At 76.8% G+C, this 2,185-nt stretch carries 1 protein-coding gene; it reads left to right on the top strand.

Going from position 1 to position 2,185, the window contains the following annotated elements; translation table 11 throughout:
* Nucleotides 1-264: 264 nt before the first annotated feature.
* Nucleotides 265-2,185, top strand: a 1,921-nt coding sequence (locus ACFU7Y_RS43255) for a hypothetical protein (RefSeq protein ID WP_380771950.1), incomplete at its 3' end; no start/stop codon positions are given.

The raw sequence follows: 2,185 nt of genomic DNA, 5'->3' as shown, positions 1-2,185 counted from the left end.
GCTGTGTGCTGTGGGTTCGACGCAGGGGGCGAAGGGGTGCGGAGCGGGGACGGGCGCGTGGGGGATCTGCTGGAGTGCTGGCGGGCGGTCGAGTTGTTCAGTCCGCCGCCGATTCCGGAGGTGCCGCGGAAGCGTCGGGCCGGTCGCCCTCGGGCGTCGGATGCGATCGTCGTCGATGTGACGCCGGCGGCGGGCCGGCCGGCGCCCTTGTTGCCGTGGGCGCCGGAGCATCCGGAGACGGCGGCCCGGCGGGCGCCGCGGGGGATGGTCTGGCGGCACGAGGTGTACGGCGGGGTGTTCGACCTGGAGCTGTTGCGCCAGGCGATGATCGCCGTTCTGCCGGAGGGCACCGACCCGGATCCCGGGGTGCCGGCCGAGGAGTTGGTGCTGTCGGGGACGAGCGCGATGTTCGCGCTGGTCCTGGACGAGCACGGGCGGCCGGTCGAGGACACGTCGGTGGTCTCCGCGTGCGGCTGGGCGACGGGCCGGCTCTTCGACCCCGGGCCGTCGGCGGCCGGGTGGCTGGACGGCTTCGAGGAGTTGACCGAGGCGTTCGAGGTCGCGGTGGGGCGGCTGACCGCCACGCCGATTCCGTACGCGCCGGGAATCCCTCCCCTGCCGAGCGCGGTGCCCGCAGGGGACGAGGAGGGCGTCCGCGGCTGGCGGCAACTGCTCGCGGAGATCCTGGGCGGCGCGGCCGTGGCGGCGGTCGGTGCGCTGTTCGGCGAGGTCGCCGGGGCCGCCGTGCAAGGCGCGACGGAGCCGCTGGTGCGGCGCGTCGCCGAGTGGACGGCGGCCCGCCGCCCGGCGCCGGAGGGCGTGGACGGGAATCCCCCGCCCGCGGTGCCGGAACCGGCCGTCGACGTGCCGTCGCCCGCCGAGGAAGCGGGGGAGGACACCGGCCCGCGTCCGGTCGCGCTCGCCGACCTGGTGGCCCTGACCGCCCAGATCGCCCACCTCTGCGGCGTCGAGGAGCACCTCGACCCGCGGGTGATCCGGGTCCGGAGCCGGCTGGTCCACCGCCCGCGCGACCCGAAGGCCAAGCCCGCCGCCGCGCAGCCGTTCCTCAACAGCCTCCTGCCGCCCGATCTCGCCCGGGTCCGCGCCGCGCTCGCCGACAGCCGGGCAGCCGGCCTCGGACCTGCCTTGCAGGCCTACCTGACCGGCCGTCGGGACATCCCCGTCGACGCCAGATCCGACCTGCGCGAGGACCGTCTCACCGTCCTCGCGGGCGTCGATCCGGCTCTCGTCCCGGCCGGGCGCTGGCCCGCCAAGGCGCGGTATCCGCTCGCGCTCAGCCAGCAGTTCGCGGTCAACCGCATGCTCGCCGACCGTGCCGACGGCGAGCGCACAGGAGCCGCGACCGCCGGCACCGATGCCGGCGGGCTGTTCTCCGTCAACGGCCCGCCGGGCACGGGCAAGACCACCATGCTGCGCGACCTGGTCGCCGCCCTCGTGGTCGAACGCGCCGCCGTGATGGCCGGCTACTGGCGGCCCGAGGAGGCGTTCGTCGGCCGTGCCTGGCGGGGCAAGGACCGACAGGGCGTCCACGCCCGCTTCGTCTCCGCCCTCGACCCGGGGCTCACCGGCCGCGAGATCGTGGTGACCTCCTCCAACAACGGGGCGGTGGAGAACATCACCGCCGAACTGCCCGGCGCCGACGCCCTCGACGAGCACTGGCACGACGGCCCCGACCACTTCTCCGACCTCGCCTCCGCCCTGCTCGGCGGCGCGCCCGCCTGGGGGCTGGTCGCCGCCGTCCTCGGCAACAAGACCAACCGGACGAGGTTCACCGAGCGCTTCTGGTGGGGCCGCCTGCCCGAGGACGAGACCGCCGCCCGCGCCGCCGCGGGGCTCCCGCCGCTGCGCGGCATGAACGCCGTGCTCGGCGACTGGGTGCCGCCCGGCGCACCCAGGCCCGCCCGCACCCCGCGCGACGGCCGAACGGCTGCGGTCACGGCCACGAACACCGGCCCCGCCGCCGAAGCACAGGCCCCCGCCCAGGCGATCCCCTCCTGGCCCGAGGCCGTCGCCGCCTTCAACGCCGCCCAGGCCGAGGTCGAACGGCTGCGCGCCGAACGCGTCCGCCTCGCCGTCGCCCTGGCGGACACCCGGGCGGACCGGGTTCACCCCGGCTCGACGCCCTGCGCGCCGCCGTCGTCCGTGCCGACGACCGCGCGGCGGC

Source organism: Kitasatospora sp. NPDC057542 (genome assembly GCF_042801945.1).
Classification (GTDB): Bacteria; Actinomycetota; Actinomycetes; order Streptomycetales; family Streptomycetaceae; genus Kitasatospora.
The sequence above is the reverse complement of the archived record's forward strand: the minus strand, read 5'-3'. Positions and strand labels throughout refer to the sequence as shown.